The 24,887-nt window shown below is 50.4% G+C and carries 20 protein-coding genes; 2 read left to right on the top strand and 18 right to left on the bottom strand.

Going from position 1 to position 24,887, the window contains the following annotated elements; translation table 11 throughout:
- Positions 1-14 precede the first annotated feature (14 nt).
- On the top strand, positions 15-650 hold the full coding sequence (locus EH164_RS22410; RefSeq protein ID WP_124971132.1) for a two component system response regulator: 636 nt from the start codon (positions 15-17) through the stop codon (positions 648-650).
- 187 nt (positions 651-837) lie between these two features.
- Entirely contained in the window at positions 838-10,647 is a 9,810-nt protein-coding gene (locus EH164_RS22405; protein WP_124971129.1) for a hypothetical protein, read from the top strand.
- Positions 10,648-10,721: 74 nt separating this feature from the next.
- Here the strand turns inward: EH164_RS22405 and EH164_RS22400 are convergent, their stop codons facing one another.
- From EH164_RS22400 to glmS, 18 genes are all read right to left on the bottom strand, one after another.
- The gene (locus EH164_RS22400; protein WP_124971126.1) at positions 10,722-11,765 is read right to left on the bottom strand and encodes an EscU/YscU/HrcU family type III secretion system export apparatus switch protein; all 1,044 of its coding nucleotides are present in this window, start codon (positions 11,763-11,765) and stop codon (positions 10,722-10,724) included.
- Entirely contained in the window at positions 11,758-12,537 is a 780-nt protein-coding gene (locus EH164_RS22395) for an EscT/YscT/HrcT family type III secretion system export apparatus protein (protein ID WP_124971677.1), read from the bottom strand. Before EH164_RS22395 ends, EH164_RS22400 begins: the two co-directional genes overlap by 8 nt.
- Positions 12,537-12,803 (bottom strand): EscS/YscS/HrcS family type III secretion system export apparatus protein, encoded by a 267-nt coding sequence (locus tag EH164_RS22390; protein WP_124971123.1) that lies wholly within the window; start codon positions 12,801-12,803, stop codon positions 12,537-12,539. Before EH164_RS22390 ends, EH164_RS22395 begins: the two co-directional genes overlap by 1 nt.
- Positions 12,800-13,447, bottom strand: coding sequence for a type III secretion system export apparatus subunit SctR (gene sctR, locus EH164_RS22385; RefSeq protein WP_124971120.1), 648 nt, complete (start codon positions 13,445-13,447; stop codon positions 12,800-12,802). The genes EH164_RS22390 and sctR overlap by 4 nt, the downstream gene beginning before the upstream one ends.
- Positions 13,448-13,505: 58 nt before the next feature.
- Entirely contained in the window at positions 13,506-14,450 is a 945-nt protein-coding gene (locus EH164_RS22380) for a YscQ/HrcQ family type III secretion apparatus protein (RefSeq protein ID WP_241174990.1), read from the bottom strand.
- Between the two features lie 13 nt (positions 14,451-14,463).
- On the bottom strand, positions 14,464-14,814 hold the full coding sequence (locus tag EH164_RS22375) for a type III secretion system protein SsaP (RefSeq protein ID WP_124971114.1): 351 nt from the start codon (positions 14,812-14,814) through the stop codon (positions 14,464-14,466).
- A complete protein-coding gene (locus EH164_RS22370; RefSeq protein ID WP_124971111.1) occupies positions 14,795-15,226 on the bottom strand; it encodes a type III secretion system protein SsaO in 432 nt (143 codons plus the stop codon). The genes EH164_RS22375 and EH164_RS22370 overlap by 20 nt, the downstream gene beginning before the upstream one ends.
- Complete coding sequence (locus EH164_RS22365) at positions 15,175-16,473, bottom strand: EscN/YscN/HrcN family type III secretion system ATPase (RefSeq protein WP_124971108.1); 1,299 nt, start codon at positions 16,471-16,473, stop codon at positions 15,175-15,177. Before EH164_RS22365 ends, EH164_RS22370 begins: the two co-directional genes overlap by 52 nt.
- On the bottom strand, positions 16,463-18,514 hold the full coding sequence (locus EH164_RS22360) for an EscV/YscV/HrcV family type III secretion system export apparatus protein (RefSeq protein ID WP_124971105.1): 2,052 nt from the start codon (positions 18,512-18,514) through the stop codon (positions 16,463-16,465). Before EH164_RS22360 ends, EH164_RS22365 begins: the two co-directional genes overlap by 11 nt.
- A complete protein-coding gene (locus tag EH164_RS22355) occupies positions 18,511-18,867 on the bottom strand; it encodes a type III secretion system protein SsaM (protein WP_124971102.1) in 357 nt (118 codons plus the stop codon). The genes EH164_RS22360 and EH164_RS22355 overlap by 4 nt, the downstream gene beginning before the upstream one ends.
- A gap of 63 nt (positions 18,868-18,930) precedes the next feature.
- On the bottom strand, positions 18,931-19,926 hold the full coding sequence (locus tag EH164_RS22350) for a SepL/TyeA/HrpJ family type III secretion system protein (RefSeq protein WP_370277294.1): 996 nt from the start codon (positions 19,924-19,926) through the stop codon (positions 18,931-18,933).
- Entirely contained in the window at positions 19,907-20,596 is a 690-nt protein-coding gene (gene sctL / locus EH164_RS22345) for a type III secretion system stator protein SctL (RefSeq protein ID WP_124971095.1), read from the bottom strand. Before sctL ends, EH164_RS22350 begins: the two co-directional genes overlap by 20 nt.
- On the bottom strand, positions 20,593-21,120 hold the full coding sequence (locus EH164_RS22340) for a type III secretion system domain-containing protein (RefSeq protein WP_124971093.1): 528 nt from the start codon (positions 21,118-21,120) through the stop codon (positions 20,593-20,595). The genes sctL and EH164_RS22340 overlap by 4 nt, the downstream gene beginning before the upstream one ends.
- A 38-nt stretch (positions 21,121-21,158) precedes the next feature.
- Entirely contained in the window at positions 21,159-21,893 is a 735-nt protein-coding gene (ssaJ, locus tag EH164_RS22335) for an EscJ/YscJ/HrcJ family type III secretion inner membrane ring protein SsaJ (RefSeq protein WP_124971091.1), read from the bottom strand.
- Complete coding sequence (gene sctI / locus EH164_RS22855) at positions 21,890-22,138, bottom strand: type III secretion system inner rod subunit SctI (protein ID WP_124971088.1); 249 nt, start codon at positions 22,136-22,138, stop codon at positions 21,890-21,892. Before sctI ends, ssaJ begins: the two co-directional genes overlap by 4 nt.
- Before the next feature lie 2 nt (positions 22,139-22,140).
- Positions 22,141-22,425: an EscG/YscG/SsaH family type III secretion system needle protein co-chaperone gene (locus EH164_RS22325; RefSeq protein ID WP_124971085.1), complete on the bottom strand. Its 285-nt coding sequence runs from the start codon at positions 22,423-22,425 to the stop codon at positions 22,141-22,143.
- Positions 22,403-22,618 (bottom strand): type III secretion system needle filament subunit SctF, encoded by a 216-nt coding sequence (sctF, locus tag EH164_RS22320; protein WP_124971082.1) that lies wholly within the window; start codon positions 22,616-22,618, stop codon positions 22,403-22,405. The genes EH164_RS22325 and sctF overlap by 23 nt, the downstream gene beginning before the upstream one ends.
- Positions 22,619-22,823: 205 nt before the next feature.
- Positions 22,824-24,653 carry a glutamine--fructose-6-phosphate transaminase (isomerizing) gene (glmS, locus tag EH164_RS22315; RefSeq protein ID WP_124971079.1) on the bottom strand — a complete coding sequence of 610 codons (1,830 nt, stop codon included), beginning with the start codon at positions 24,651-24,653 and terminating at the stop codon, positions 22,824-22,826.
- Between the last annotated feature and the right edge of the window lie 234 nt (positions 24,654-24,887).

Here is a 24,887-nt window from a genome sequence, read left to right as displayed (position 1 = left end):
GCGAGGATCGGCTAATGAACGAATATAAAATCGTCATCGTTGATGATCATGAACTCATCGTTAACGGCATTATTAATGCATTATCGACGTGGCCGAGATTTCACGTTATAGCGCATATTGATAATGGTCGGGATATCTATAATAGCTGCATCCGTCACCAGCCTGATATTCTGATACTCGATCTCGGTTTACCCGAAATGAGCGGCATGGATATTATCCCTCAAATACGTTATCGCTGGTCTGCCATGAGCATTCTTGTTTATACGGCTTATGAGGAGGAGTATATGGCCATAAGAGCACTGGCCGCAGGCGCAACCGGATATGTTTTGAAAAAAAGCAGCCAACAGGTGTTAATGGCTGCTTTACAAATGATGGCAGTTAAGAAGCGTTTTATCGACCCGGCATTAAATAAGGAAGCAATTCACCTGATGCTTCTCTCGGAAAAGCAGAACCAACAACTGCTTACCACGCGGGAACGGCAGATTCTAAAGCTTATTAATGAGAGCAATACGAATCGACTTATCAGCGAAAAATTATGTATCAGTATAAAAACAGTAGAAACTCATCGCCTTAACATGATGCGAAAACTGAATGTGCATAAAGTCACTGAATTACTCCATAGCGCCCGCTGCATAGGATTGGTTGATTAAAAAAATCCAATCTGAATAAGTGCTTAACCCGATATCATTCCACAAACCAGCGATTAAGCTATTGCTACATTAAACAGGCAATAGCGCTATCTTGCGCTCAGCCATCACTATTTCCATACAGGATGGCGATCCACACTTATTTCTCATCCCCATCCGCCACTTCACTATCAATATAAGGAGCATCATTATGCCATTTGAAAATAAAAGCATACAAAGCTGTCTTTTACCTGATTACAGTAAAGACGCAATGACCTCTTTGAAGGAGGAAAAATATAAACCGCGAACCCAGCAGGGTTTTCAGATAGCGGAGTATGCGGAAAAAATACGCTCATCCAGTGAGCCCCCGGGTTTTATATTTATCTGCCTGGCTGCGGCAGCGCACCCTGAATTAGTCCATGGAAAAACATTGGTTTTAACCCACGCCAGTGGCGAAAGTTTCGTGGCATCTGACCCGGAAAAAGGGACATTGTCTCCTGTTAATACCGAGACGTTCACAAAGGGTGATCACCCCCCCGCCGAGATCCGAATTGATGATGATCGTTATCTTGCCCGCGTGAACAATACTTTTATCGCAGTTGAAGGAGAAGCTGCGTTCTACAAAGCGGTACTCTCAGCGGTAAAACAGTGCAATGGCGAAAACGTTACTGATGATGAGGTAAAAAATTTCCGCTTTGAACTGGCAGATATAATCGAACAAGAGGCCGATGAGCTGTGGCAGCGCTGGCGGAACTGGTATGAAGGCGATGACAGCCACCACGTCGAAGCGGAGAAGGAGGTCTGGTACGACGCGCAGGAAACGTCAGAAAAAGCCGTCTCGCTTACCGAAGATTGTAAAAGATGCCTGAAACAGCTGCTTTCTCATTATGGTGAGGTCAAAGAGAGCGAACTCTTCCTCTCCGGGCTGGCGAAAGTTTTACCGACGCTGCCCCTGGAAATTGTCATGATGGCCCAGCATCTCTATTCGGCGGTCAAAGAGAGAAAGAACCTCGATTTAGCGATTCTAAGTTCATTAACCCTGGCATCCTCCTGGCTTATCAAAGGGAATATCCTCGCCAGCACCGCGAATTTTATCCGACACAGCATCAGAGAATATCTTGACGACGGCCAGATGGCTGAAGGCAGTAATGCTGCCGCGTACGATCAGTTCTTCACTGCCCTGGCGCTGTTGGCTATCGCCGGTCGACATTACTGGCGGAACAACAATCCGATGCCGCAACGCTCGCTCCTGCAACTCCCCATCTATCTGGAGAGGATCTTGCAACGCGCCAGCCTCTACTGGAACCAGTTAGGGCGCATGTCCTTAAACGCGCCATCTGAATGCAAAATGCGCATTGACGACGGAACCCTTTATGAGTGCGTCAGCGATCCGACCTATAAGCTGCGATATAACCGTGATTTATGGACTTGTGAAAATGTCCCTCGCACTACCGTAACCACAGAGTGCCCCACACAACTTGCGGTGGATGAAGTTCGCCAGACCGAGACAGAGGGTTTTCTACATGTGGTACGTAGGCCGGCCGCCGCGGCATCGGCTGAAGCGCAAGGCGAGGAGCCAATTGAGATCCCGCCCGCCGCCTCCCACGGCAGAAAACAGACCTACATCGAAATGACACCGCTGATGGCTCCTGTCGCCGTAACCGTGGGCGCGCAGCTTCCAGCCGTCATTAACAAAAATAGATGGGTACCCGGAGCAGGTTCCATCATCGGGGCGGTTTCCGTTGTCGGCGCAGCTACAGGCCTGGGTTGGGGTCTCTATAAATACTTTACGGCAGGCTCGAAAAGCGTCGCGCAGCCTGACAGCGCCGACCGTCGCAATCATGGCCTCTATTATGGCTCCACTCTGCCCGTGGCGCTCTCCCAAACCCTTACCAGGCCGCAACCGCATGCCATCGTGCAACAGATGCTCAAACAAGGGATGCGTTCACAAGCGGTACAGAGGAGCATCGTCGATCCATTGACCGATAAAATTAATGACAGCCTGCAGGGATTTGGTCTCACGGGAGAGGAGAAAAAACAGCGGCGTCAGCAGGCGCTTTCGCTGGCAATGTCAGTGCTGCGCCCAACGCTAACCATGGAAGAGTGTCGTGACCTCTATCAGGGAAGCGGTGAAAAGCCGCTTGATGACCGTTTCACTGCCAGCGAAGGGTATCTCTTTGTCACGATCAACGGCAAAAGTTTACGCTTGTGGACGCTGGAAGATGACACACCATTCGTCATTGATGGCGGTAAAATGCGTTTTATCCGCTTCAACCAGAATGCCAAAATCTGGGAACATGTAGATGAAAGCTTCAACACCGGCTATTCAGCAGCTAACAGAGAAAACAGAGAGCAATATCGCACAGCCATTTCGCCACTAAGCCATATCACGATTGACAACGTGCGCGACAGGGCGACGGTAAAAACTGCCGCAGGAAAAAACATTACGGGCGTTTTTATTGCCGGTGATTTTATTCCCTCATGGGGAAGCATTGAGGACGAAGTTATTTACACGGATACAAAAGCGCAGCCGAGAGTCCTTGTTAAAAGTGATTATGGTTGGGAGTTTGAGCGCGCCTCTTCCCCCATGGATGATTACGTAAAGATAATGCTGGAAAGCCAGGGCAGATATATTATCAACCCGGCTAAACAGCATATCGGCGCGACAGATACTGATGGTGTCAGCATGAGCCGGGACGCTGAATTTTATGTCAAGAACAACTATTTTTATTATCCAGTAGTCAGTCTCTCCACCAATAGTTATTCACTCTGGCATGATGTAAAAACCACCATCGAATATAAAAAAGGGCTCTTTAAATTAACAAACAACATGGAAGTGTTACGTAGTTTACAGAATAAAGTAGAGAAAGCACCACTTGGCACATTCCGTATTGAAACCGAAGCACTCAATTACATTACGGAAAATGCGGAGCGTACAGATTTTTCTTCAGGATTTATGGTTGCCAATGGCCTGTATAAAGACCCAAGATCTTTTGAAGTCGTCGCCTTTCTGGTGAACAATGCCCGATTTAAAGTTAAATACTTTGGTGATAATCGGATACATTTAGAAAGACGTGATAAAATCCAGACCAGCCCCCTGATATTACAATTGGAGGGAGACACCTGGATCCGTGTAAGAAGCGAAGATCGTCAGCCCAGATATAAGTACAATTCAGTTTACTCTTATTACACTATGAAGCCTGAAGATACCAGGCCTTCATATACGTATGTAAAAACAGAGGAAAGACTTGATCGGCTATTACAAAATCACATCGATGAGAATAAAACCAGCGATCTCGACCCATTAACAGACAACCTGAGTAAGAAAGATAAATTTACACTGCCCGTCCTGTGGGAGAATAAAAAAGATAACTCGACCTGGTTTTTATATAAAGGACGATTCTTTCCCGCAACGTTTATTGATGCGACGGACCCGACCAACCCAGGCGGAATGCATAGCCTGCGCATTTTAAGTCATGGGGATTTACTCAACAGCGCTAAAGCTCTGACGACTATTGTGCTGGAAAATAAGGGAAATCATGTTGAGATTAAAACGCAGCAAACAGCACTCTCTGAAAGGTTCAATATCAGTGAGCGAGAAGCCAGCCTGTTAATTGAGAACAGACCCTGGCGAGCGTTTTCCGGTATAGACGCCGTCGAAGACGCGGTCAGTGAGGCGCGAGCAACCACCGGCAGGATAAATGTCGCGCTGCCCGCAGAGGTCGTGGCGAGAAAGCGGCGTCCACCGGATACGTCTCGTCAAAGACAGCTGGCAATAGCCAAACTTTATCCCCCCCGCATAACCCGAAAACAGCTTGAGTTTTTTAAGCTGACCGCCGATAAGTCGACCCTTAACGAAGGCGAACAAAATGTTCAAAAAACCGCAGTCAACGTTATCAGATTTGTTAAAGAAGATATCTTTAATTTCCTTGAAGATTCTCTGCACCATAATCATCAATACTGGGCAAGTATCCGGGATCACCTGAATAAAGCGCTTAATATTAATAGTCATGAATATCTCTCTGACTTTATAGATACATGGCGACAATGCCTTAATAAAGGCGATGAAAATCTTAAAAGGCACAGTGTCTATTTAATCCATGGCAGAAGCATAAACCTTACGGATGAAGAGAAGGCATCAGGCGATATGGTCTATATGTCCTCTTACGATCATAAGATTTATATAAATATGGATAAAGCTGGCGATGAGAAAGATGCACAAATCCGACTCATTACTGAACTTATGCAAATTATGATTCAGGCTACCGGGATCACACGCGACACTGTAGATATTCGCAAGGCGAACGGCACCTATATTCCCTTCAATAATGCCTTAGAGGAAATATGTGAGCATTTAAGAGAGAATAAAATTCCCGCAGAACAGTTGAAAAATTTACAGCAGGTAAGCAAAACGTACCTGCAAACCATTCCTGCATACAGTGCAAATGTTGACACGCTGTTGGCAGCCGAAAAACTGGCTTATATTATAAAAAACGATGCCACTTTCCGCGCCTGGATTATTCGTTATTCAGCGCCGTGGATAACGCAACTATCACTTGATACCTTTTATATTCTGGCTTCCAAACGTGATAACTCTAAGTTGGCAGACGCCTGGCGAAAAGGATATGGCTTGTTACGGGGTGAAATAGCGATGACCCCTTTACCCTCCTCGTCACCTTCTGAAGCAGCGAACCCACCACAATCAATAAACAGTACGACAACCCCTGAGCCAGAGGTCAATAATGGTGTGCATAAGAAAGCGGTCAAGCTAATTCGCGATGATCTGCCGGAATCGGAACCCGATCTGGAACATGAGAGACGCCGTGGCGAGAGCTATATTCCGGGCGCTCACGATGATGTATTTCTTCCCGATGAGGACTCGGATTTCCGAGGATATGAATCTAAGGTATTTGTGCCCGGCTACGGCAATGTCACCTCAATTGTTATTTCCGGGCTTGAATGTCTTGGCGAAAAAGATCTGACGTTCTCGGAAGAGTTAAGAAACATAGGAAAATCGCTGCAAAAGCCCTTCACTGAAAATGCGTTAGCGTGGCAGGAAATCTATCACCTGGATATTAAGAATAAAGATTGCCCCTCTCCGGAAGAGGCTAAATGGCTGGCTGACAGGGCAGATGTGCTTGATACAATATTTACGACATTGATGATGATTCCTCAAATGTGGCCCGTTTTTGTCCTGCAAACCATTGTAGGTCCATTTTTGCAACAACTAGCTAACGACCTGGAAGGTAGAGAGGTCACACTCTCAGAAAGGTTCAGTTTGTATCTGAATGCCATATTACAGGCTATGACGTTTGCCCGTATTAGTGCCCCCACTCTCAAGGGTTCACAACGGCTCAGAGCTTTGCCGGCTCCTTATATTAAGGGCCGCGTACCCGAAATACCGGCAAAAACGCCGCCAGAAATCTCCACTGAAACACCAGAGCAAATCTTCACTAAACGCTTTAAATCCTATAAAAATGGCAAACAAATCATCGAGGTAGATGGAGTGGAATACCCGTTGCTGATTACTGAAGATGAGCAAAATCTGATGATCAGCGATGCCAAGGGACGTTACCGTTTTGTCCGGTTCAACCAGTGGAATGAAAAGTGGGAAATGACGGAACGAACGATTGACGATACCTACTCCACAATAAATCAGGAAAAATACAGAATATTACTTACTGAATTAAGCAATGATGCAACGATACAACTCGGTGAACACGATATTTTCACCATAAAGATACCTCGCAAGCCTGATATTACAGGGGTCTTCATCGACATCGAGTTTATTCCGGCGCGGCTGCAATTTATGGGCGATGATATTTTTGCCTACACCACAGCTGAGTCTGTGCCATATCAGGAGCAGCGCATACTCATCAGAAACCAATACGGCTGGGAGTTTGAGGCTAAGTCAGCCAATATGGACAGGAATCTTGCCATTCTTCTCGATAAAAATAACATTACACCCACCGATCTCGCTAACGATGCTATTGGACCGATGAAAGATAGTAATGGCATCAGTTTTGATAGCGACGGTCGCACCTATATCAAACATAATAACAAATATTATAAAACTGAAAGAATAGACAACAACCGATACCGATTAACCGGATATGACAACTCGGCTGTAAGATACCAGAAGGGTTATTTCAAGCTTGAACAGGCAGATGATGTTATTTTTACCTTTAAAAACACCAGGGTAAATGATGGCACATTCCTTATTGAATCGGCAGCACTGGATCATCTTAATCAAGTTGCTTCTAAAGCGGGAATGGATCTTCCCCATTCACTTGGCAAGGGAGTTTATGAAGATAATAGCCACCTTCATACTGGTTTGTTAATTGATAATATCCCATTCGTGGTAACTAAATTCTCAAACAATGAGTTGCATATACAATATAAAGCAGAGCTTGAAAAAACTAATGACATCAAGCTTTGGTCGTCGAATAAAGTCTGGTATCTAAGCAGAGAGAAAGCAGAGGAGACACCAATTGAATACGTGCAGTGCCGCCCGTCACGCTCGCCGGGTCTCGGCACTTTCTGTCTGCGAACTGATGTTCGCCCTGAAAAAAATCTACATCGACTGCTGAAAAGAGTAAGCGGCGATGTCCCTGCTCCCGCTGATCTGGAAGTAACGAGGAAGTTTACTATTCCCTACCTGTACCAGAGTAAAAGCACGCAAGAGTATTATTTCAGATATAACAAAAAATATTTCTATGCGGAGATAATGGACGAAGATCATATTAACAACCCAACCGGTTATCCTTGTGTGAAGGTAAAATCAGGAAGTGATTTTTATAGTAGTAAACCCACTATTACAACCATTGTCAGCGTTCACGATGAAAACCCCATAAAACTCGTCGATATGCCTACCTTTATCTCTAATAGATTAGGGGGCAGTATCGATGAAGCCGTGGAGCATATTAGAAATGTGCCTTATATCGGAATGCAGGATATCGATACCCTGCAAGAATTAACCACTGATACACGACTGAGTGGGAAATTATATGTCGAGATGCCCGAAGAAGCGGGAATCCCACGCGAGCCGATCCAGCCGCTATCCGAGGCAGATTTGCAAGGCACGGCTAAAAAAGCGCTCTTTTCTGAAGATGTTTTGAAAAACGCCGATTACACCATCACCTTCTATGATTTGACTCCGCCACCCAAAACAAGCGATCCCTACGTCAGTGAAGGCTTAATAACGGTGAATAATATCATTAACCATTTAGAACAGCGTATGCTTCCTTCCGTTCTGGATTCACTCAGACCAGATGACTTTAATAACCCGCTGGTCGAGGATTATCTTAAAGAGGTACTGGATAATCATTCACCTGTATTTATTTCCGACGTTGACGCGTCATTATATCAACGCGTCGACAGCATCCTTAAAGGATTGCGTAAGCGAAAAATAAAGCTTGTTTCAGTTACCAGCAAGTCTCAGAACAAGCATATCCAATACACGCGAACAACCGATCGTGTTACTTACGCTCACCCTAACAATGCGGATTCTTTATTTGTAAATATAGACATGCTTGATATTGGCGATAATGCAAAATACACCACACCCCATGATTTAAATGCTGCCATTATTAAAGAATTGGCAAAATCCACAATAATGTCTTCTCCGATAATTGATATTCCGAAGGAAAATGGAATTTATATCAACATCAGGGATGCTTATCACCATCTACAAGATACCATTGAGTCAGGAAAGCTACCGGATGAATATGCCAAAAATATAGATAAGGTGGTATCACGGTATATAAGAAAGTCCCCGACCTATGCCGCCCACACCGATCTTTTTGCTGACATTGCAAAAAATGGTAAGAAGTTTAGATATATGTTTGAGAATGATCCAGCATTCAGGTTCCAGTGCATTGCTAATTCCGATGACTTTATGCCTTTACTTATCGAAGATCTCTATTATTGGGGAGAGGCTAACACTCAGGACAGTATGCGGCTTCACTCCTGGTTAAAGAAATATGGTATTCAGCGTGGGATGATGGTTACCAAACCCCAAATTGACACCCGCACCGACGCCACTGTTTCATCTATAATGGAAGTCCATGCTTTAGATAAATTCACACCCGCAAAGAGTGATGTTATTTACACGGTTGAAGGAAAGAATAACTTATATTTAACTGAGGATGACAAAGTTCTTTTTTACTATGATCATGAATATTATGAATTCAATTTTATCGGGAGAAGCGGCCGCGTGGCGATACTGGGATCCGAGCAAGATCTCCGTCAGGTTTATCACTATGATCCAGACTCGGGGGAGATTACACACGTACTTGATGGCGTCGGCTATTACAATACTATTGAATATAACCGCGATTTAGACCTCTACCAGTTGAATACCCCTGGTACCGAAGTCAGCGAAGTCTACAAATATGATACTGTTACTAACAAACTGGTTCCCACAGGGGCTCAGCGGATTATACCGATGCCTGGCCAGGTAACACGCATTGAATTCCCTGATTTTAATATTTATCACCTGCCAACGGCTGCTCCTGAGCTCTATTTACAGGGCTATGGTCAGATGCTGAATTCTTTCTACACTGTCCCGGCGAATATGAAGGTATCTTTTTATGCGGCTAAAGGACGAAATTTAAATCTGTACCGCAACAGTATGGAGCACTTACTCGAAGGCCGGCTACCCAAGAGAGAAGTGACTTATGGTAGAGAATCTATCGATGACTACAATATCTGGTCATTTAATAGCATGTCGCAAAGCTATTATCACCTGGCAAGTAAATACAATAAAAACGTTATTCAAATCACCTCCGATTCAACAACCTCAGAACGCCTGCTACAAGGAGTCTCCAATATCTATCCCGATAAAAGGGTTGAACTTCACCTTTTCATGGGGCGCGCTTCCGGCGAAGTCCATCGTCCCGCAGTATGGCTTGAATCCGATGCGGCCGAGTCAATACCTTCAACCAGCCAACAGCGTATTACAGGAAAAACTATTCCTCCGGGTAGTATCACGCAATTTGTTCCCTTGCCGACAAATATAAATTATTTGTCACGCGCCAGCCTCGATATTATTGAAAAGCAGATCTTTGATGGCAAATATGAGAAATCCCCTTATGATATTTTCCGCGGCCTGGATACCACCAGTGAGCAAGGTAAGAAAGCGCCGCCCTATATCGTAGAAACCCGGCAACAGCTGACAAGCGCGTTAACGGATACTATCTCAACGCTTGAACAGGGTTTTATGAAGCTCCATGATCCTGACTATGAAAATGCTATTGATCAATATCTCACTCATGCCGTCGATAATACCGATAAAAATATTGTCGACCAGGTAAGGATCCGACTACAGGAGGTTAGCACACGCGTACATGGTCTTATTAAGGAGAGTCAGGCGAAGAACTATGAAAACTTCGTTATTGTTTCCAGCAAGCTAACCAAAGATCCGGTTAAACCCGACGTATACAAAAGTAATGTCAACTTTGGTGATGATAAGGAAGTTGCTCTTGCTATACAGGGTGACCGGGGTAATACCATCTACATCGTCAACGACCAATTTTTTAATATTAAGAGCGCCCCGGAACATGAGCGTGCTGAGGTTGCCAGGTTGCAAGTTGACACGTTAATTCATGAACATTCGCATCTGGCCGTCTCAAGTATTGATGCCGCCTACACCCTTGATGACTCAACAATCGCTAAGGATCCGCAAAATATTTTTAAGAAGATTAAAAATATCGTTGAGACCAAAGGTATTGAAGGGAATGATATTGCGAATAAGTTCATGGGACGCCTCTACAGGCATCTTAAAATCGACCCTCTTGACGGGCCGGCGGCAAATCAGCTGATTAAAGATAACCCGGCGTTGATGACGAATATCGTTCTGGAGAATGCCGATACTCTCTCCTGGTATCTTTTCGATATCGCCAAACTCGATCGGACGGGTAATGCCCCCCGAGCTAAAAGAGCAGCGGGTAATGAAACACTCTTTTTCTCAGAGCCACTGTTGAAAATCTTTGTTGCCACATCCCTGACTAACTTCTCTTAACGCATCAGCAGGTAAGGAGCATCTCTTTCCTTACCTGCTATTTCATTGATGTCATCCTGCCAGCCACCGTTTACTCAATGCTCATAATCTATCTGCAAGACAATACGCAGCAATGCCGCTACCGGTTCAAACAGTGATTCGGGGATTTTATCGCCGCGCTCAACCTCAAAAAAGAGCGCGCGGGCTAAGGTGATATTTTCCACAACAGGCACCACACTTTGCTCCGCCAGCTGGATGATATGGCTTGCGCGTTCACCGCTGCCTTTTTCCAGCACTCTTGGCACGGGCATTTCAGTAGGGTGATAACCAAGGCAAACGGCAAAATGTGTTGGATTACGCACGACGGCCACGGATTGTTTGACGGATTGCGCCAGGCTACCGCTTTGAATCTCATGCTGTAGCGCCCGACGGCGGCTTTTGGTTTGCGGATCGCCTTCGGTATCTTTGTGTTCCTGCTTAATATCCTCTTTACTCATCCGCTGCTCTTTCAACGTCTTATGCTTTTGAAACGCGTAATCAACCCCGCCAAGCACAACATAAAACGCCAGCAAACCGGCCCACATCCACTTTATCAGGCTGTAAAACGCCGGCAGCGCGCAGGCTATCCCACAATAGGGCAGGGCACGAAAAATCCTGGTCGACGAATAAAATATAAAGACAAAAGTGAGGCACAGGAAAATCACTTTAAGAGTGGATTTAAATAATTCGATCACGCTATTAAGTGAAAACAGGCGCTTAAAGTTATTAACGATATTCACCCTGTCGCTTTTAAACCCCACCGCTTTTGTGGCAAACACAAAACCGATTTGCGCCATTACCCCTGTTACGGTAGCGAAAATAAGACCAGCCGCAAAAAGCAGTATCGTCGCGGATAAAAAAACGACCACCGCAGAGCCGGTTTGCCCTAAAGCATACACAAACGGTTTGTTGACAGATTTCACCACCAGCAATATCAGTGCCGAGGTACGTTGAATAAGCGTATCGATAAAAAAATGGAAATATAAAAAAAAGAAAGTTAACTGCGACGCGGAGGTGATTTCAACACTCTTAATCACTCGTCCTGCTTTACGGCCATCGCGCAGTTTCTTCTCCGTCGGATGTTCGGTTTTTTCACTCATGATTAGCAAACCAGGCCATTAAAGACGCAGAGAGTTTGTCGCCCTCGGCCAGGGCGTAATGAAAAGCGTATGGCAGCGTTAACAGCAGGATGATTAGGGTAAGCGCGCTCTTTACCGGCATGGCGAGAGAAAATACGTTCAGTTGCTGCGCCGAGCGATTCAGCAATCCCAATGCGAGGTCAGAGAGCACCATGCATATTACGGCAGGTAGCGAAAAGCTAAGGCAGACACGATAGAGCCTCTGCCACTCCGCCTGGATGAAGGTCAAAAAGGTGTGATTAAAAAAAAGCGTCTCTCCCGGCGGAAGAGAGTGATAAGAGTCATACAGCCCGCCTAATGTCAGATTCATGCCGCCGCTAATAAAGAAAAGCGCGCACAAGAACTGGCTGAAGAGCAGGCCGTAAAGTGAGGATTGCACGCCAACCCCGGGATTGAATACCGTTGCCATGGTCGAGCCACGTAACGTATCCAGCAGAAAGCCCGACATATCGACCGCCCAGAAGGGTATCGCGGAAGCAAAACCCAGCAACAGACCAACAACCACTTCGCCGGGGATCCATTTAAGCCAACGCCAGTCGTTGACGTCATATCCGCCGAGGTGCGTGTGCAGCAGAGGCAAAATGGGGAGGGTGAGCGAAATAAGGATGCCATTACGCAGGAGTGCGCTGCCCAGGCTTCCGCTTCTCAGCACCGGCAACATCAGCGACATGCCAAGCGGCCTCGCAAGCGCCAGAGCCAGTGCGACTATCCAACTATTCAGCTGTTCCATAATTAGTGATGAAGACCAATTTGCAGCATCACCTGGCGGGTGTAACTGAGCAATATTCCGCCAAACCAGGGATAACTGAGCATCAGCGTTACGGCGACGGCCAGCAGCTTTAACATAAATTGCAGCGTCTGATCCTGTATTTGGGTCAACGCCTGGCCCAGGCTGACTATCACCCCAACAACGGAGGCGACCAATACGACAGGCAGCGAGGTGATAAGGACAATCCACAAGAGCTGTGTCGTGACATGCGTCAATTCGGCCTCGTTCATGAGAAGCTCTGCATCAGTTGCGATAAGACCAAATCCCATCCACCCGCCAGTAGAAATATCAATAACTTGAATGGTAGCGAGATGGTCATGGGCGACACCATCATCATCCCCATCGCCAGCAGGATGTTTGAGACCAGCAGATCGATGGCGATAAAAGGAAGGTAGATGAGCAAGCCAATTCGAAAAGCCTGCGTCAGTTGGCTGACAGTAAATGCCGGCAGTAAGATCAATAATGAGTCGGGTTTAATTTTCCGCTTAATCTCCTCGGGCCAGGTTTTACTGATGATGTTTTGAAAGTAACGAGTTTCGCTCTCTTCTGCGTTCCGCTGCAGAAAACGGCGATAAGGCGCTAACGCTTCACTATCCCAGTTAGCCCTCAACGAGGGCGCGCCAGCGCTCTCTACCGGGTGCCAGCGCGCGTATACCGCGAATCCCGTTGGCCCCATGATAAAAAGAGAAAGCGCCAGCGCCAGGCCATAAAGCGCCATATTCGGCGGCACCTGCTGAATCCCCAGCGCGTTACGCAGGATAGAAAACACCACCGCAAGTTTAAGAAACGAGGTTCCCATGACAATAGCCAGCGGGAGAAGCGAAAGCAGAAACAGAATGGCGATAAGCTGCAACGGAGAGTCGGATAACGTCATGGTATTTCCTCCTGCATGACAGGCAGCAAAAATACCGCTTCCGTTAAGCCTGGCGCGATCAGGTATTCACCGTATCCTTCTTCAGGAACCAGTGCGTGATGCGAACCAGAAACTCACTGCCGCAGGCGACCAGCTCCCCACGCCCGACTGCCTGACCGCTGATAAGCCGCAGCGTGACCTCAGGGGTAAAATGACCGCTGGCAGGCAAAATATCCCCCGCCTGTAGCTGACGTAAGCGCCCGAGTTCAACAGCGGCTTGCCCAACCTCGAAGACTATTTTTTGCGCAATCTGGTCAACGTCGACAGATTGTGTCGTCTCTTCCATAACGATCCCGCTCTCTGTCGCGAGTAGCGTCTCAATATCCTCAACCAACTCTTCAAATTTCATTGTCTTCTCCGTCGTCAGCCAGACCCGGGCGCTAATGCCGCCGGGCAATACAACCGCAAACATGCCCGCACGGGCATTGCCAAAACAGCTCAGCCGCACGCCAGCATCCGTTTCAATAGTGCTCATTTCCGCCAGGGTAAGTTCGCTCCAGCCAATGTACAGAGGAAAAAATAGCGGCGGACAGGGGTGGATTTGCCGCACTGGCGGGGGCGCTTTCGCGGCCAGCGATTGCCAAAAAAAGGGCGGCCAGTCAAACAGCAGGGCATGAAAATCATGCTTATCAACCTGCCAGCCGACACAAAGGGCCAACTGTTGGGGTAGGGCGCTGCAAAGCAGTGGAGGGTGATCCCGACACAGCACCGCGTTGCCAGTGTGCAATAACGGCGAAAGTGCCCATTCTGCAATGCCGTATAGCAACAGGGGATCGAGCGCGGCCATATCATCCGTACCCACTACCGCTTCACACCAGCGTTGCCAGCCATCCGCGGCAAGCCAAACTCCGCATAATCTCTCTTTGCAGATCAGCGAAAACAGCACCCCCTCCTGCGCCGGGCATTCCCGCACCGTAATGTCCAGCGCATCCACGGTCACAGCCTGCGCGGTGAAGATATCCATCCACGGCCGTTCTTCATGCGCCACTCGCAACATAATGAATCTCCAGTGAGAGAGCATAATCGGGACACTGCAGCTGATGCTCCAGCCATCCTTTTAACGCTTTTAACGTTCGGTAAAGCACCGGGCGATCAACGTTGACGCAAAGCCAAATTGTCTGCCCATGTTCGCTGACAACCAGTTCTACGCCATCGAGTTGCCCGCCTGAAACGCGATAGCGCGCCTGCCGTGATAACCGGTTAGCCGCTGGCGGTGGCATGCGAAACATCAACTGCGTAAAGCGCGCATCGCCAATTTCAGGCTTGTGCTCCTGAAAGGGCATCTCCGGTAACGGGTCGATACTGCCTTCAACTTTGATGACGTTCATCTGCCAGTACCTGGGCTATTTTTTCATTTTTTTTCATCAGCAAAATGAGCCCCTTTTGAATTTCACTGCGCTGGTTTTCAAGTTGCTGCTGGTGATCTTGTAGCTGCCATTGCTGCGCCAGCAGCTTTTGTCCCTGGCTGAATAGCGCCGCCATCTTCCGTTTTTTCTCCATCAGCGCATGGCCGGCTGAGATTCCCTGCCAGTTCAGTAACACTTTCAAGCGCAGGGTCACCTCTGCAAGGCTTGATCGGCAACGCTGCATCTCAGACAGCAGGGCGTGCTGCTGCTTGTCAAAAAGGAGTTTTTGCCTGTGTAATCGCGCTTCGCGTAACTGATTAATCTTCAGTAACCGACTGAAAATCAGGTCGCTATGAACTTTCTCATTTTTTCCAGAAGCATTTCTGTATGACATAAATCCTCCTTTTTTTGTTGGAAAAACGTACAGATAGCCGGATGCGCGTCGATAGCACGATCGGCCGCCACATCCTGTCCACGCTGGTATTCGCCAATCCGCACCAACAGTTCCACCTCTTGATACGTCGCCAGGTATTGCCGTAGCGTGCTGGCAAGCATGCAGTGCTCATCACTCACTACGTCAGGCATGACTCTGCTGAGGCTTGCCAGCACATCAATGGCGGGGAAATGTCCCCTTTCGGCAAGCTGTCGGGATAAAACAATATGACCGTCAAGCAGGGAGCGAACCTCATCTGCCAGGGGTTCATTCATGTCATCCCGCTCCACCAGCACGCTGTAAAACGCCGTAATACTCCCTTTTTCCGTCCTGCCCGCCCGCTCCAGAATGTTGGGTAATGTGCTGAAGACACGAGCGGGAAACGTGCCGGCAACGGGAGGTTCACCTGCCGCCAGGCTGATTTCTCGCGCCGCTCTGGCATAGCGTGTTAATGAATCAACCAGCAGCAGTACATGCTTACCGCTATCGCGAAAAGCCTCCGCGATGGTGGTCGCCACCGAGAGTGCTCTCATTCTCTCCAGCGCGGGACGATCGGCTGTCGCAACAACAATGACGCTTCGCTGGCGCGCCTGCGCCGCTAAACTCACGTTAAGGAAATCACCCACTTCCCGCCCACGCTCGCCAATCAGTACCAGCACGTTGATGTCCGTATCAGGGGCATTGCATAACATCGCCAGCAGGGTGCTTTTCCCGACGCCGGGCGCGGAAAAAATGCCCATTCGCTGTCCGGCACCGCAGGTCAGGGTGCTATCGATGGCGCGAATGCCGGTCATCAACGGCTGGTCTACAGGGCGGCGTGACAGGGCAGGTGGAGGCATTGAGTCAACATCCCGCCAACTCACCGCCAGGAGCGGATCGCCCTCTAAAGGCTGACCGAAACCATCTATAACCCGCCCCAGTAAACTCTCGCCGACAGGGATCTGGTGGCGGCGTCCCAGCGGAATAACGGATTGACCACAGTGCAAACCAGTGGTGCTGGCAAAAGGGGACAACAGCGCTTCTCCGCCATTGATACTCACCACCTCTGCGAGTGCGCCGCCGGGCTGAATGCGGCACAACTCCCCCATAAAAACCTCAGGCAGCCACGCATTGAGCAGTGTCGAACTGACACGCAGAATACGGCCCTGTCGGTGATAACCATCGGGTGGAGCGGTCTCCGCCCGGCTGCGTAACCATTCACTCATCATGTTCCGCTAGCGCCTCTTCGCTGAGATCAATGCTGTCAATCACCTGGATAAGGCTGCTCTCACCCAGCTCTTGCCAGGATAAAACCGGCACACTGAAGAGTGTCGTTTCGGTCATTTTTCGTAGAAAGCGCCGTGTATCCACCGATGTGACTATCAATAAGCGCGGGGTTTTCTCCACAGCCTGTTCAACAAGCTGGAGAATGAGGGAGCGGTGCCGGGGCGATATTTCGGCATAGGTGCCCATCGCCGTCTGGCGGATAGACTCGCGGATCATATTCTCAATGCCTTCGCCGATGCGTAAGACGGGCAGCGCTTTTGCATCAGGATTAAGCCGATGCAGAATATGGCGTCGCAGCGCGATACGGACATACTCCGTTAGCATCAGCGCATCTTTTTCACGCGCCGCCCAGTCAATGAGCGTGCCGAAGATAAGGCGAAGATCGCGGATTGAAACCTGTTCCGAAACCAGTCGTTGCAAGGTTTCGGTCACTTTGCTGATGGGAAGTTGCCGTTGCAGCTCCTTTACCAGTTCGGAGTAGCGTTTTTCCATCGCATCCATGAGATAACGCGTCTCCTGAACGCCAATAAACTCCGCCATGTGCCGCACAAGCACGCATTCCAGCATTGTAGTAATACGCTGAGCGCCGCAAACTACAGCAAAGCCAAGCCCCTGCGCCTTTTCCCCCATCGTTTGCGAAAGCCAGCTGATCTTCCCCATCCCGTCGGGTAACGTCTGACTTTCACCTTCAATACCTGGCGCCTCGCCCTGTAACAGGAAATGCGCATCAGGCGGGATGGAGAGTGAGAAAACCGGCTCCTGATAGAGCAGAATGCTCAGCCGATGTGTGGATTCAGCCGCGCTCACCTCAATATTCGCCTCCGGGAGTGGCACACCATAAGATTCGAACAGCCGCCATCTCATGGCGTCGATGTCGCGAACGAGGTCGGCAGTGTGTAATGCAGGAGTCAGACGTAACCGCAAAGGACAGGCACCTGGCGTCATGCTCCCTCTCTCCGGCCTATTTCCTGCGTCCTCCACCGATCCATTTATCTTCTTGCGCTTGAGAACAAGCAGCGGCAATGCCAGCAGCGCCGCATAAAACGCCAGGGTCACAAACGGGAAACCGGGTATACAGGCAAGCAGGAGCAGCACAAGGGCGGTTAACAGCAGCGCCTGCGGCTGACGCGCGATTTGGGAAGAGAGCTCGGATGCCAGATTCTGGCGTTTTTCGCCGGGCACGCGAGTCACAATAATTCCCGCGCTGAGGGAGATCAGCAACGAGGGGATCTGCCCGCATAACCCATCGCCAATAGAGAGCACACTGTAAGTATGAACGGCTTCATCAAGGGGCATGCCATACTGCACAACCGCAATAATAATGCCGCCAATGATATTCACCAGAACCACAATAATGCCCGCGATGGTATCGCCTTTCACAAACTTCATGGCACCGTCCATGGCTCCAAGGAATCGGCTTTCACGCTGCACATGCTGCCTTAGGTGGCGGGCCTGATCCGCATCAATCACCCCCGCGCGTAAATCGCCATCAATACTCATCTGTTTACCGGGCATACCGTCAAGAGAGAAGCGGGCAGAGACTTCCGCCACCCTCTCGGTACCTTTGGTGATCACAATGAACTGCACAATGGTGATGATGGCAAACACCACCACGCCGACCGTCAGATTGCCCCCGACCACAAAGCGACCAAATGCATCGACAATTTGTCCGGCGTTGTGCTGAAGCAGCACCAGCCGGGCAGTGCTGATGGTTAACGACAAGCGGTATAAGGCGGTGATCAGGAGCAACGAAGGGAAGACGGACAAATCCAGCGGATCGTTAAGATAGGTGGCAACTAACAGCAGAATTACTGAAAACATCAGGTTAACGGTGATGAGCATATCCACCATCCACGTCGGCAGGGGCAGAAGCATCATCACAATGGCAATCATCAGCACCGTCGCCAGTACGATATCCTGACGTTCGGCGCAGGCGCTGAGCCACTGCTGTAATGTGGCTCGCTTTACCAGGCGAATATTCATTGCGGCTCCATAAAGGCGATTTGTCGGCGATGAAGTTGCAGCCAGAGTTCGGCCAGTGTCCCGCAGGGCATTGAGCAGCTGATAACCAGCCCCTGCCGCACCTGGAACAGCCGCTGCGGGATGCCGTAGAAAAACGCGGGTTCCCAGCGGCTTAATAGCGTAAGCAGCCTCTCTTTATCAAAAGGAGAGTGGGGGAATAGCTGACAAAGGCTAACCCGCCCGTGGCGATAGCCGAGATGAGTCTGGTAGTGCGTTTGTCGCCACTGCATCTGCGTCTCTAACGGGCAGGCCGTTAATCCCGCCAGGCGGATAAAAAGCTGCATATTGCGCCTGGTAACCAGATCCCACTCCATTGTGCCGCTCCACTGTCAGGCTTAATTAGCTCACAGATTTACAGATCGGCAGGAAAGGCGGCATCAGGGTAAAGCCTGAACTCCTTTCAATTGACGCAGGGTGTCGAGGATTTGCTCCCGCTGATCGTCATCGTTAAAGCAGCGATCGGGTAGCAGAGTAAAAAGGGCGTCCAGTTGATGGAGCAGACGATTAAGCATGCGGGAAGAAGTGACGATCGGCGTCAGGCTATTCAGCAACCACTCGCTAAAAAGCCAGCGTTCGTCAATGATATCGAGCAGCACAGGCAGGAGTGAGCCAGCAGCAAGCTGGCAAACGCGCTCCTCGCGCCGACACTCTTTTTCCAGGCCAAGGAAGAGCAGCAACTGACGCAGCCGTACCAGCACGGCGGCTAATCGCCGTTGCTGCGAAGCATCAACACAAGCATTAAGTTCAAACGCCATGGCTCGCAGCAGAATGCGTACCCGTTCACGGCGATCGGGCCAGCCGGCCAACCGTTGAAACCACTGGGACAGAGGGATCTCATCTTCATCGATGGATTGCTGCATAAGCCTTCTCAGAGAGGAGAGCATAGAGGAGTCAACCCTGTTCAGTTCGATCGCACTGCATACGGCCAGTTCCCATCCCTCCTCTGCCGTTAGCGCATCTAACCGCGACTGGAAGGCGCGTTTTTTCTCCGGCGGCATGCTCCCGGCCACCAGCGCCGAGGCAATAATGATGATCTGCCGCGCCCTCTCCAGCTCCGGGCAATCGCCCGCACTGGCGCCAGGAGGGCGAAACATCAAACCCGGCGTCTCCTGCGCCTGTTTCACCAGACGCAGCAAGGCTTGCTGCCTGCGCTCTGATGCTCCCGTCCCCGGCATTTTTTTCTCTTCCCAAAGCTTGCCGCTCAGCGCCATCCCCAACTCTTCAAGCGTTTCATAGATGGCTGAGCCCATCGTTTCCTGCAGCTCCTCTATTGCCAGCGAGGCAGGAGAGATAGCCTCCTCTTCTGCTGCAGGCGGGCTGGTGGCGGATTGCGGAAAAGAAGCCGCGTTTGCTTCATTGAGGTTGGCATTCATCGTCGCCTCCAGGGTCATTGCCCCTGCGTAGCCACTCCAGCAACTGGTGGAAGTGGTTACGCAATGAAAACTCAACACAATAGTGCGGCGAGGAGAGTTCAGCCCGGTCCGGTGTGAAAGTTGGCTCCTCAACCAGCGTGAACCGTTGGCCAAAGTGTTCTTGCATCAACGCCCGTTTTTCAGGATGAATACGTAAAGTCAGCGCGCCCTCTTTCGCCATCGACTGCGCCTGCTTCGCCAGCCGATGGCAGAGCGTGTTGTCGATCGGCTGTTGGTCGAACCATGCGCTCAACACCTGCTCGAGGCTGCGCAGGATAAAATCGGCAGCCTGGTCGATACAGAGCCGGTGCCTGGCTTCCTCATCGCATAAACACTTAACATGCTTTGCCAGCCATTCACCCTCCAGTTGCTCCAGCAGGTTTCGCCGCAGGATCGCGTTCTCCGCTTCCCACTTTTTCTGCTGCTTAAGTTGTGCGTACACGCTGTCGCGCACAATCTTTTCCGCCTTTCGTCTGGCAGACTTCAGAAGGCTATTGGATGTTTTTTCATCCTGCTGCTTTTCACTGCAAAGGTTGATTTGCGCGCGCAACCATTGCGGGTCGAGGATCTTTTGCGGCCCGGGCCGCTGATTTATCTCAAGCTCAAGGAGGGGCAGCGCCGAAAAATTCATAGTAAGTGCTCCAGAAACGCGCGCGCACCAGAGGGGAGCTTCGGCCACAGCGCGCGCTGGGGAGGCGGCAACAGGATCAGCAGCGCATGTAAGACCGGATCATGTCGTGCCTGGCGGTACAAACTCAGGGTGCCGATTTGTAGCGCTGTATCGACCACGACCGACGGTGCCAGCAACGTGCCGTTTTTTGGCCCCAGCCAGCCATACAGACGCCAGAGTTCAGCTTCAGTAAGCCACGGTAAAAATGCCTGTCGGTAATGGGGCAACATAAAGTAATCAGTACGGCCAAGGATCGCTAAACCCAGACCGAGGGCGTAAGTGACGATCCGCGGAGCCAGCCGCGCCAGCCGCTGCTCACGCTCATTCAACACGCCAGGGATAATTACCGGCCGCAACCGGCTGCGCAAAGCGCGATCGAGGGCTCGATCCCGTAGCGGCGAATGTCCATAATGCCAGCCATCAGGCGGGCGAAAACCCAGTGTTAACAACCACGCCGGAGAGGCATAACGCGCTGGCTGCCACATATAGCGATAAAGTTGCAGTACAAGCGGGTCCGGTTGGGTCAGGGCTTGCGCCAGTGGTGGTACCCCAGCAGGCTGAGCAGACTCAGCAACAGCCCCAACATCATGATTGCTAACTGACGAGAGTATCGTTTCAACCACAGCATTATCTCCCCATCAGACGTGTTGATTGCCCCTGTCTGGCTCTCTTCACTCCCGGCAACCATGCGCAATTCAGCCGGTTGCATCAAAACACTGATCTGGTTGTATTGAAGCCCTGGAATCGACTTTTGAATCAGGTCCTTAATGCTCGTACGAAAAGAGTCGATATTTATTTGCGGTGAGTATTTGATAAATACCGCCACGGAACTGGGGTGAATGCTGCTTTCCCCCTCAGTCGGCAGCGTAGCAATGGTGACGGAGGCGCTGACGATACCGTCCATCTGGCTGAGCATGCCTGCAACACGTTGCTCCTTTAAAAAGGTGATCTTCTGCTGCTCCTCCATAGGCGAGACGACCAGTTGGCTGGGGGGGAACATCGCATCGGCAGTAACGAAATTGCGCCGGGGAAAACCATTCAGTCTCAGCAATTCAACAGCATTGATAAATTGGGAGTGATCAACGCTTAGCGTAATGCCGCCTTCCTCCTTTTTTTTGTCCGCATCAATGTGATGCTGCAACAGGATGGCCAGCATCTGGTTTGCCTCCTCTTCCTGTAGCGAATGGTAGAGATCCATACGGCAAGCTGTAAGGAAGAGGACCAGGCAGGTCAGGCTCACTCTGCGTATCCATTTCATGTCATATTCACCAGTTTATTGATGGATTGCGACACGGAGCCAGAGAGTTTGGCGCACAGATCGACCCCCACCGTTAAGCCCGCCGTATCCATTTGCCGGGTTAACATCTCTTGCGGCGAGGGAGGTGCGGACAAATCGCCCAGCAAGAGTCGGTGAAAGCGATCCGCCTGCGGCTGCGTCGCTATTTCATCGGCCGCTATCAGCGTCTGCTCTATGGGAAATACTTGCCGGTTAACCATATTCATCGCTAAACACCTCGCCACGGAGATAAGAAATAAGGCCGGAGCGCTACCGCTTCAGGGAGATCAACCCGGTCAAGGATCTGCCCTGCTTTTAGTGGCTCATTTAGCCCTGCCAGCAGGATCGCCAGACATACCGCCTGAAGCTGTTTGTCCGGAACAATCATCGGTAGCGCCGGTAACATGGTATGCACCTGCAAAACCAGATTGTGGTTAGCTCCGGCGAACATAATCTCCAGTAACAGACGACGCTCATCGTCACTGAGCCATTCAGATTTTGGCAATGATTCCACTGAGCATGTCCTTAATGGTTTTGATCATCGCACTCTCATAGTTGATAAACGTGGAGTACTGCTGCACGGCAAACTGCGCCTGAAGCATTGCTTCGGGATTGGTCAGATCGCTGCCGCTCATCTTGTCGTTAATGGCGTCCCCCGCCTGGTGCGCCAGGCTTGCGAGTCTGTTTACCAGTAGCCCAACATCCATGATGCTTCTCCTTGCGATGACAGTTGCCGTGTTTGTTGCATTATCAGGAAGATAAAAAGGAGCAACCATCAGGTATTAAACTGATACGTGCCAGAAGAAGAGGGGGAGGGGGAGCGTGAGATGAAGATAAAAAAATCCGGCACACCCGTTGAAGGGTGATACCGGATTTTTTATCGCCTGCTAATTTCAGGGTGGCAGAGAGGCGTTATTCCACCGTTACCGATTTTGCCAGGTTGCGCGGCTGGTCAACGTCGGTGCCTTTAATCAGCGCAACGTGGTAGGCCAGCAGCTGCAGCGGCACGGTGTAGAAGATCGGTGCAATCGTCTCTTCCACATGCGGCATATCAATGATGTGCATGTTGTCGCTGCTGGTGAAACCGGCATCCTGATCGGCGAAGACATACAGCACGCCGCCGCGGGCGCGCACTTCTTCGATGTTGGATTTCAGTTTTTCCAGCAGTTCGTTGTTCGGTGCCACCACGATAACCGGCATATCCGCGTCAATCAGCGCCAGCGGGCCATGTTTCAGCTCGCCTGCGGCGTAGGCTTCGGCGTGAATATAGGAGATCTCTTTCAGTTTCAGCGCGCCTTCCAGCGCGATCGGGTACTGATCGCCGCGGCCGAGGAACAGCGCGTGATGCTTGTCAGAGAAATCCTCTGCCAGCGCTTCAATGCGTTTATCCTGCGACAGCATCTGCTCAATGCGGTTCGGCAGCGCCTGCAAGCCGTGCACGATGTCATGCTCAATCGACGCATCCTGACCTTTCAGGCGGCTCAGTTTCGCCACCAGCATCAGCAGCACCGTTAACTGGGTGGTGAAAGCTTTAGTTGAAGCAACACCGATTTCGGTACCGGCTTTAGTCATCATCGCCAGATCCGATTCACGCACCAGCGAAGAGCCCGGCACGTTACAGATTGCCAGCGAACCCAGGTAACCCAGATCTTTCGACAGACGCAGCGCTGCCAGCGTATCGGCCGTCTCACCGGACTGCGAAAGGGTAATCATCAGGCTGTTGCGACGCACGGCGGATTTGCGGTAGCGGAACTCTGAGGCAATCTCAACATCGCACGGCACACCGGCCAGCGATTCAAACCAGTAACGCGAGACCATACCGGAGTTGTAAGAGGTACCGCAGGCGACGATCTGGATATGTTCGACTTTCGACAGCATTTCGTTCGCGTTCGGTCCCAGCTCGCTGAGGTCGACTTCGCCATGGCTGATGCGGCCAGTCAGGGTATTTTTGATGGCGTTCGGCTGTTCGTAGATCTCTTTCTGCATGTAGTGGCGATAGATACCTTTATCGCCCGCATCGTACTGCAGACTGGATTCGATATCCGGGCGTTTGGTTTCCACGCCAGATTTATCAAATATCGTCACGCTACGGCGGGTCACTTCCGCAATATCACCCTCTTCGAGGAAGATAAAACGACGGGTAACCGGCAGCAGAGCCAGCTGGTCAGAAGCGATAAAGTTTTCGCCCATGCCGAGACCGATAACCAGCGGGCTGCCGGAGCGCGCGGCCAGCAGGGTCTCAGGATGACGGGTATCCATAATCACCGTGCCGTAGGCACCGCGTAACTGCGGGATGGTGCGCAGTACCGCTTCACGCAGCGTACCGCCCTGTTCCAGCTCCCAGTGCACCAGGTGAGCAATCACTTCGGTGTCGGTTTCGGAGACAAACACATACCCGCGCGCTTTCAGCTCTTCGCGCAGCGGTTCATGGTTTTCGATAATGCCGTTATGCACGACAACGATATGTTCAGAAACGTGCGGATGCGCGTTTCCTTCCGACGGTTCGCCATGGGTCGCCCAGCGGGTGTGCGCGATACCGGTTCCGCCGTGCAGCGGATGATCTTCCGCCGCCTGCGACAGCATCTGCACTTTACCGAGGCGACGCAGACGGGTCATATGACCCTTTTCGTCGACGACTGCCAGACCGGCAGAGTCATAGCCACGGTATTCGAGGCGACGTAAGCCTTCGAGAAGAATTTCTGCAACATCACGCTGCGCGACTGCGCCTACAATTCCACACATAGTTTTTGATTCCGATTTTGGCATTATGCCTTTTGTTGTCGGTCAACCTGTTTACACGTCGCGATCGGGCCACCGTTGTGCGGTGCCGCGAATCATTCCGTGTACGTGTCCGCTTTGCGGACGCCCCGAGCCTTGTAGAGAGTGGGGTTATTGTTATAGGTACTGCCTTGCGGGCGGAGGATTATCTTCCTCTCATCCCTGAATCTATGCCGGATAGCGCTGGGCATATCCGGT

Source organism: Kosakonia sp. CCTCC M2018092 (genome assembly GCF_003864115.1).
GTDB lineage: Bacteria > Pseudomonadota > Gammaproteobacteria > Enterobacterales > Enterobacteriaceae > Kosakonia > Kosakonia cowanii.
The sequence above is the reverse complement of the archived record's forward strand: the minus strand, read 5'-3'. Positions and strand labels throughout refer to the sequence as shown.